Source organism: Spirochaetota bacterium, from assembly GCA_040756435.1.
Classification (GTDB): domain Bacteria; phylum Spirochaetota; class UBA4802; order UBA4802; family UB4802; genus UBA4802.
Genome location: JBFLZD010000045.1, coordinates 21052 through 27051, shown reverse-complemented (window position 1 = coordinate 27051; position 6000 = coordinate 21052). Strand labels below are relative to the sequence as shown.

Sequence of the window (6000 nt, the reverse complement as noted above, 5' to 3'; positions counted from 1 at the left end):
CGCTTGTTTTTCTTGGTTAAATACATTGAGTATGCCCATAACTGACCAGGCAGATACAAGACCACACAATGATCTGAAAATAAAAACGGGAAATCCAGTATATTGAAAAAAAGAATCTGTATTAAGGATAGTAGACGGGAAAAAGCTCCCCTGTGTCCGCACCAATCCGCAAAACAAAGCCCACAATATGAGTGATATTCCAAAGCCGTAAAAGTATTTCCCCATGGAAACTACCTTCAAGGGTCTGTACAAGTTTCTATAATAGATAATAATCCCTACACCAGCCATAATCCCTCCTGGAAATCTTACAAAATAACCGATAAGGACATCCAGGTTTGTACCAAAATCAAGAGATACAAGTGCTGTAAGTATTACAGCTCCTAACAATATGGGGAGAAGATACCATAGACGCATTATGGAATATGTGATAGTCAGCATCATCACACGTCTTCCAAATTCAAAAAGGAATGCGTATGACACATAGGTCAATAACGAACCAATAAATTTCGCTTCTATCCATTGATGGCCGGTCAACACATACCACATATCAATAAAATCTGCAGGTGCATGTACCAGTGCATATGCAGCAAAAAGCCAAAGAACACCGTTAAGGCTATATTCGCTATTTTTCCTGTTATGCGACAATATCGCTGTAGCAATAATGATGTACGTCATGCCATATACAAGAAAAACCAATCCAGGATTGTGCACAAACCATTCAGACATGGAATTTATTTCCTCACATTTTTAAAAAATGCTCAAATTATTATACAATAATAAACCATAGGTCAAGAATTTCTTCAAAAACAAATAAAAAGAAAAAAAATATTGACAGATTTTTAACTTGTGATTATATGATTATATTGGAATATATGAATGCTATTAAAAACAATGAGTATAGACAAGATTTTCAAAGCTCTATCTGACAAAAGCAGGCTCCGAATAATGAACATTCTCTTCCAGAGTGAGCTTTGCGTCTGCGAAATAGAAGGTATCCTTGGCTTATCACAGACGAACGTGTCCCGTCATCTCATCAAGTTGCATCAAACGGGAATCCTTGATTCAAGAAAAGAAGCACAATGGGTCTATTACCGTATAAACCAAGATTTTATCAAGGAACATCCAGATCTTGTCAGGTATCTCAAAAAAACTTTCAAAAATAATGATGCTTTTCATTTTGATTCAAACAATCTTTTAGAAATGAAAAGTAAAGTATCATGCGGTTTATCGCTTAAATGCTGAAATGGGTAATAATTTTTAGTGTAAATATGAATATATTTGCATATAGTAATATAAAACCGGAGGTATAAAATGCAGTTTTTACACAAAGTTGAAATTTACGATCCGCCCATGTGCTGTCCTACGGGCCTCTGTGGTCCGGCAATAGATCCAGCACTTTTGAAAATCAACGACGCCATACTCGCGCTAAAAAAACAGGGGGTCATGGTTGAGCGGTTTAGCCTCAGGAGCGACTACATGGCCATTAAGGAAAAGACCCTCGTTATGGCGCTCATTCATAAAGAAGGAATAAAATCTCTTCCAATTACAGTGATAAACGGGAAGATTTTTAAATCAGGAGAGTATCCATCTTACGAGGATATTTGCAAAGAGCTCAATATCGAGCCATTAAAATCAAATAAACCGATGACTCTTCAAGTCGGATAACCAGGAGGAGTGATATGTTGGATGTAACTGATCGTGCAATAAAAGAATTCAAGAAAATCATAGCGGAATCCAACGCCAACGGCTCGGGAATACGGGTTTTCGCGTCCGGTGGCGGATGCTGCGGGCCATCATTTGGCCTGGATATATCTGATAAGGGAAATGGAGATGACATATTGGTGGAGAAGGACGGTTTGAAGATATACATCGATCCAACCGTGTCAGACATACTTGCTGATGCTACAATTGACTACATCGATTATGGACCACGCAAAGGTTTCACCATTCTCGGATTACAGCAATCGGGCTGTTGCTGATTATTACTGTAATTAAGGAGCTTACCATGAGTCAGTACTTATTCTTTTCTGGCAAAGGCGGCGTTGGGAAAACCACCATGGCCGCGGCCACTGCCGTATATTACGCCGGTGCGGGCAAAAAAACGCTAATCATATCCACTGATCCTGCGAGTAACCTTGCAGATATTTTTGAAAGGCCTATCGGACATGGTATCGTAGATATAGCACACAATCTGTACGCCATGGAGATCGATCCCGATGCAGCGACAGAGGACTACAAGGAAAAGGTTATCGGCCCCATGCGCGGCATCCTTCCCGAAGACGTTATGAAGGTGATGGAAGAGCAGTTCAGGAGCGCCTGCACTGTTGAGATAGCCGCTTTCGACAGATTTACTGATTTTCTTACGAATGACGAATATGACGTGATCGTATTCGACACCGCCCCCACGGGACATACCATACGCCTTTTAGAGCTTCCGATTGACTGGTCTAAGCATATCGAGGAAAGCTCAAAGGGAGGGGGCAATACGTGCCTGGGTCCCGTTTCATCCATCCAGGGATCGAAGGAAAAATACGACAATGCCATCAGGGCAATGCGCGATGCAGCGAGAACAAGATTTTACTTGGTAATGAAGCCGGAAAAAACCTCTCTGGCCGAAGCGATGCGTGCACACGACGAACTTTCAAAACTCAAAATTCTCAACTATGAAATCATCATCAATGGCATCATCCCGGAAGACGCTTTAAATGGGAAATATGGGAAGATGATCGAGGCCCAGAGGCAACATATACATTCAATTAGCGAGGCTTTCCCCTACCCATTGCGGAAAGTGTATCTGCAGGGCGCCGAAGTAAAGGGCCTGGAAAACATTCGTGCATTTTCAAAGATCGTGTACGATGGAGGCGGCCGGCTCAATACCGTTTTCCACGAAGTAAATCAGTTTGAACACTTTGCGACTAGCGCCGCACTTCGCGATATCATCACCAGAAAACTCGACCACCGCGTCATCATCGTCACCGGGAAAGGCGGTGTGGGCAAAACCGTCACTGCCTGCGCCATGGCTTCGCGCCTTGCTAAGGAAGGGAACAGGACGCTTTTGGTTACCACCGATCCGGCAGCGCATATCGGTTACGTTCTTGATGAAAAGATCGGCGATACAGTTACCCCTATGAAGGGAGTGCCGGGTTTGTATGCTGCTAGAATTGATCAGAAAAAATCCGTGGAGACGTACAAGGCAAAAATCATAGCCGACTCGGAAAAGGCGGGCTATTCGGACGACATGATCCTGGCTCTTAAAGAGGAACTCGAATCGCCCTGTACCGAAGAGATGGCAGTGTTCGAGGAGTTCTCACGTCTCATAAGCAGCGGCGATTTTGAGTATATTGTTTTCGATACCGCCCCCACCGGCCATACTTTGCGCCTTTTGGAGCTTCCGTATGACTATGCAAAGCAGGTTGAAATGATGGTTAACGTGAAAGGGGACGCCGAGTTCACCAGCGATGCAAAAAAGAAGCTGGAAGAGCTCGTGGCAAATCTGAAGAACAGGGATTACTGTTCGTTCTTCCTCGTTTTTTATCCGGAGTATACGCCGATATTCGAGGCTAAAAGGTCGCTTGATGATTTGAAATTGGCCGGCATAGAAGTCCAGGCCGTTATCGCCAATAACATTTTAGACCAAAACCCTGCCTCGGAATTTTTCACCGGGCGCTACAATATGCAGCAACACTATCTCAAAGTGGCGTATGAGCAATTTAAACTCCCAATGTTCAAGATAAAGTTGTTTGATGAGGAGATAAACGGCCTTTTAAAACTGAAATGGGTTGAAGAAGAATTGTTTGGAAATGGCTAATAATAACGGAGGAATGCATGATTTCAATCGGCGTACAAAATGATTCGATTCTTAACGATAAAACAAGGGAACTGATCGCCATAGGAGCCTCTATTGCCGGTAACTGCATGCCATGTCTTCGGTATCATTTCGCCGAAGCGTTGAAGGCGGGGTGTTCCCTGGGCGAAATTGCCGAGGCGGTGGAACTCGCCAAACGTGTCAAAGAGCGTCCCATTGCCGACATTTACAAGCTTTCTGAAGAACTGCTGAAGAAAGAACGCGAAAAAGGAGAAGCGGGCAATGCCAGTGTATGAATACAAGTGTGAAAACTGCGAATCGACCTTTACCGTCGTCACGACAATGGCTAAAAAAGCGAAGGGATTTCCCGTGGCCTGCCGGATGTGCAAAAGCGAAAGGGGAAAACAGATTTTTTTATCGTCATATCCCTTATCGGAGGAAATGGCAGCGGATGGAGGCTGCTGCGGTTAAACAACATAAACGTGCCATAAGGAGTAAATGAAAATGAAAATAAACATTGCACAGATACGCGAAAAATCAGAGCTGATGAGAAAAAATATAGGACTCACGTCATACCCTGTCGGAGTTAAATTGTATCTTTCAGAAGAAAAGACAATTCCCGATAATGCTGTAAGGCTAAAAGGGCACAGATACTGCCAGGCCCTCATGCGGGCCAGGCGGGGTGAGCATGTCATACTGGACGCCGATGGCATTTCCTGCCCTGCCGCCGCGGCCGCATTCGGTTTTAAACCTCTCCCGGAAGGTCTGAAAAACGGCAAGGGACTCATAGGGTTTGGCATCACAAAAGAAGAACGGACTGGCGTTGAGATGTTCAAGCGCATGACGGTTTTACGACAGGGTGAATTAAAGGAACTTTATCTCTTTCCTCTTGATTCGGCGATCATTGAACCGGACATAGTAATAGTTGAAGACCGAATCGAGAACCTCATGTGGATAGCTCTCGGTTATCTCAATGCCCGTGGAGGCGCTCGTATCGAAAGCTCTACAGCCATCCTGCAGGCTACCTGCGTTGACGCCACGGTCATTCCCTATAAAACTCAAAAAATGAATTTGAGTTACGGCTGCTATGGCTGCAGGGACGCCACGGAAATCGGTCATGATGAATCGGTCATGGGGTTCCCCTTTGGCGATTTTGAGGCGATAACGGACCATGTCGCGTATCTTGCGGAAAAGGCCATGCCCAATTCAAGGGCTAAAAACACGTACACCCAGCTGAACAGGAAAAGAGCCGAGGAGGTGTCAAAATCTGATGACTTCTTGGATGCAACTTCACAATAAGGAGCTTAGGAGCATATGGACGTGAAAACAAAATATCCTTTACTCTCCGCTAAAAATATCCCAGCCTATGGCGTCGTTATGGGGTTTTGGATAATCGTTTCCCTTATATCCGCATTCATCATGCGCCATGTATCAGGCGGCGCTATCGGGTGGGGAGTGGCGCTTATCCTGGGCTTCGCATCGGTCATGGCGGGAATGGGCATCATGTTTGGTGCCAGCGCTGTCAATCTTAAAAAGCTCAGACCCGGATTCGAGCGTCTGGCGGCAGGAGAGAAAGACCCTCAAATTCCGCGAGTCTGGTGCCCGGTGCTCACCATGGCTACCCGAGCCGCCGTGGAATTAAGTGAAAAAACTGTTAAGAAGGAGGCAAATCAATAAAAAAAGCTATCCTGATGTGTATGTGCAGTTTTTCATGCCACAGCATGAAAGAAATTTATACATTTCCATGAGGTCATTTAACCATTCTAAGCACGCTAATCACAGTAAGTTTAAATTTTTTATTTTTTTATTCTTTATGTATTCCGCGTATATAATGTGGCATACTTTTTATATGTATAAAAAATTGAATTAAATATTAAAAATTTTTCCAATACATCCTCACATGCTTCACGACGAAGTAATCCTGTATTGTAAATTGAGATTAATAATTATAGGTACCTATAAAAACTGCTTTATTCCGAAATTATTCATGTAATTGAAAGCGGTTTTATTCTCCATATTGTGCCCACAAGAAAACATCCTAAAAAAGTTTTATAAGTTTTCTTATTCCCAATTAAGGTTATTCACAAAAATGATGTATTATTTTTATCTTTACAAAGATTACATCCATATCTAAATTTTTTAACAATTAACTATCTCACAACAAAGGTGGTAAACAAGGATCATTATGGTCATCA

The 6000-nt window shown here is 43.2% G+C and carries 9 protein-coding genes; 8 read left to right on the top strand and 1 reads right to left on the bottom strand.

Annotation, left to right across the window (positions count from 1 at the left end; genetic code table 11):
• A partial coding sequence (locus tag AB1444_12305) for a hypothetical protein (GenBank protein MEW6527432.1) occupies positions 1-726 on the bottom strand: 726 nt, incomplete at its 3' end.
• Between the two features lie 150 nt (positions 727-876).
• Between AB1444_12305 and AB1444_12300 the strand changes: the two genes are divergently transcribed.
• The 8 genes from AB1444_12300 (at position 877) to AB1444_12265 (ending at position 5482) form a co-directional block, all read left to right on the top strand.
• Complete coding sequence (locus tag AB1444_12300; GenBank protein MEW6527431.1) at positions 877-1242, top strand: metalloregulator ArsR/SmtB family transcription factor; 366 nt, start codon at positions 877-879, stop codon at positions 1240-1242.
• Positions 1243-1311: 69 nt separating this feature from the next.
• Entirely contained in the window at positions 1312-1665 is a 354-nt protein-coding gene (gene arsD / locus AB1444_12295) for an arsenite efflux transporter metallochaperone ArsD (protein ID MEW6527430.1), read from the top strand.
• Positions 1666-1679: 14 nt separating this feature from the next.
• A complete protein-coding gene (locus AB1444_12290) occupies positions 1680-1979 on the top strand; it encodes an iron-sulfur cluster assembly accessory protein (GenBank protein ID MEW6527429.1) in 300 nt (99 codons plus the stop codon).
• Positions 1980-2005: 26 nt separating this feature from the next.
• On the top strand, positions 2006-3808 hold the full coding sequence (locus tag AB1444_12285) for a TRC40/GET3/ArsA family transport-energizing ATPase (protein MEW6527428.1): 1803 nt from the start codon (positions 2006-2008) through the stop codon (positions 3806-3808).
• Positions 3809-3825: 17 nt separating this feature from the next.
• Complete coding sequence (locus AB1444_12280; GenBank protein ID MEW6527427.1) at positions 3826-4101, top strand: carboxymuconolactone decarboxylase family protein; 276 nt, start codon at positions 3826-3828, stop codon at positions 4099-4101.
• Complete coding sequence (locus AB1444_12275) at positions 4088-4276, top strand: FmdB family zinc ribbon protein (GenBank protein MEW6527426.1); 189 nt, start codon at positions 4088-4090, stop codon at positions 4274-4276. The genes AB1444_12280 and AB1444_12275 overlap by 14 nt, the downstream gene beginning before the upstream one ends.
• Before the next feature lie 33 nt (positions 4277-4309).
• A complete protein-coding gene (locus AB1444_12270; protein ID MEW6527425.1) occupies positions 4310-5104 on the top strand; it encodes a DUF169 domain-containing protein in 795 nt (264 codons plus the stop codon).
• A 15-nt stretch (positions 5105-5119) separates the two neighbouring features.
• On the top strand, positions 5120-5482 hold the full coding sequence (locus AB1444_12265) for a hypothetical protein (protein ID MEW6527424.1): 363 nt from the start codon (positions 5120-5122) through the stop codon (positions 5480-5482).
• The last annotated feature ends 518 nt before the right edge of the window (positions 5483-6000 follow it).

Excerpts from the sequence above, each read along its gene's own strand:
- AB1444_12300 (MEW6527431.1), top strand. The coding sequence starts at position 877 with ATGCTATTAAAAACAATGAGTATAGACAAGATTTTCAAAGCTCTATCT.
- arsD (MEW6527430.1), top strand. The coding sequence starts at position 1,312 with ATGCAGTTTTTACACAAAGTTGAAATTTACGATCCGCCCATGTGCTGT.
- AB1444_12290 (MEW6527429.1), top strand. The coding sequence starts at position 1,680 with ATGTTGGATGTAACTGATCGTGCAATAAAAGAATTCAAGAAAATCATA.
- AB1444_12285 (MEW6527428.1), top strand. The coding sequence starts at position 2,006 with ATGAGTCAGTACTTATTCTTTTCTGGCAAAGGCGGCGTTGGGAAAACC.
- AB1444_12280 (MEW6527427.1), top strand. The coding sequence starts at position 3,826 with ATGATTTCAATCGGCGTACAAAATGATTCGATTCTTAACGATAAAACA.
- AB1444_12275 (MEW6527426.1), top strand. The coding sequence starts at position 4,088 with ATGCCAGTGTATGAATACAAGTGTGAAAACTGCGAATCGACCTTTACC.
- AB1444_12270 (MEW6527425.1), top strand. The coding sequence starts at position 4,310 with ATGAAAATAAACATTGCACAGATACGCGAAAAATCAGAGCTGATGAGA.
- AB1444_12265 (MEW6527424.1), top strand. The coding sequence starts at position 5,120 with ATGGACGTGAAAACAAAATATCCTTTACTCTCCGCTAAAAATATCCCA.